1 rRNA gene is annotated in these 1697 nt (G+C 53.6%); it reads left to right on the plus strand.

The annotated features are described in order from the left end of the window. Nucleotides 1–1591, plus strand: a 23S ribosomal RNA gene (locus F474_RS22465); the annotation flags it as partial. Between the last annotated feature and the right edge of the window lie 106 nt (nucleotides 1592–1697).

Raw genomic sequence — 1697 nt, forward strand, 5'->3', positions numbered from 1 at the left:
TCCTGCGCAACGTTAATCGACGCAGGGTTAGTCGGTCCCTAAGGCGAGGCTGAAAAGCGTAGTCGATGGAAAACAGGTTAATATTCCTGTACTTCCGGTTATTGCGATGGAGGGACGGAGAAGGCTAGGCCAGCTTGGCGTTGGTTGTCCAAGTTTAAGGTGGTAGGCCGAACACTTAGGCAAATCCGGGTGTTCAAGGCCGAGAGCTGATGACGAGCGTTCTTTAGAATGCGAAGTGGTCGATGCCATGCTTCCAGGAAAAGCTTCTAAGCTTCAGATAACCGGGAACCGTACCCCAAACCGACACAGGTGGTTGGGTAGAGAATACCAAGGCGCTTGAGAGAACTCGGGTGAAGGAACTAGGCAAAATGGCACCGTAACTTCGGGAGAAGGTGCGCCGGCCAGGGTGAAGCATTTACTGCGTAAGCCCCGGCTGGTCGAAGATACCAGGCCGCTGCGACTGTTTATTAAAAACACAGCACTCTGCAAACACGAAAGTGGACGTATAGGGTGTGACGCCTGCCCGGTGCCGGAAGGTTAATTGATGGGGTTAGCGCAAGCGAAGCTCTTGATCGAAGCCCCGGTAAACGGCGGCCGTAACTATAACGGTCCTAAGGTAGCGAAATTCCTTGTCGGGTAAGTTCCGACCTGCACGAATGGCGTAACGATGGCGGCGCTGTCTCCACCCGAGACTCAGTGAAATTGAAATCGCTGTGAAGATGCAGTGTATCCGCGGCTAGACGGAAAGACCCCGTGAACCTTTACTATAGCTTTGCACTGGACTTTGAGCTTGCTTGTGTAGGATAGGTGGGAGGCTTTGAAGCGTGAACGCCAGTTTGCGTGGAGCCATCCTTGAAATACCACCCTGGCAACCTTGAGGTTCTAACTCAGGTCCGTCATCCGGATCGAGGACAGTGTATGGTGGGTAGTTTGACTGGGGCGGTCTCCTCCCAAAGAGTAACGGAGGAGTACGAAGGTGCGCTCAGACCGGTCGGAAATCGGTCGTAGAGTATAAAGGCAAAAGCGCGCTTGACTGCGAGACCCACACGTCGAGCAGGTACGAAAGTAGGTCTTAGTGATCCGGTGGTTCTGTATGGAAGGGCCATCGCTCAACGGATAAAAGGTACTCCGGGGATAACAGGCTGATACCGCCCAAGAGTTCATATCGACGGCGGTGTTTGGCACCTCGATGTCGGCTCATCACATCCTGGGGCTGAAGCCGGTCCCAAGGGTATGGCTGTTCGCCATTTAAAGTGGTACGCGAGCTGGGTTTAGAACGTCGTGAGACAGTTCGGTCCCTATCTGCCGTGGACGTTTGAGATTTGAGAGGGGCTGCTCCTAGTACGAGAGGACCGGAGTGGACGAACCTCTGGTGTTCCGGTTGTCACGCCAGTGGCATTGCCGGGTAGCTATGTTCGGAAGAGATAACCGCTGAAAGCATCTAAGCGGGAAACTTGCCTCAAGATGAGATCTCACTGGGATCTTGAATCCCCTAAAGGGCCGTCGAAGACTACGACGTTGATAGGTGGGGTGTGTAAGCGCTGTGAGGCGTTGAGCTAACCCATACTAATTGCCCGTGAGGCTTGACCATATAACACCCAAGCAATCTGCCCAGAGCAGATGCGGTGGTGAAGCGACACAGCCGAAAATTCGCCAGATACGCACAAACATCACATACCTGAATTCGCTGCAACGCC

The sequence above is a fragment of the Pseudomonas sp. URIL14HWK12:I12 genome, assembly GCF_003097135.1.
Lineage (GTDB): Bacteria > Pseudomonadota > Gammaproteobacteria > Pseudomonadales > Pseudomonadaceae > Aquipseudomonas.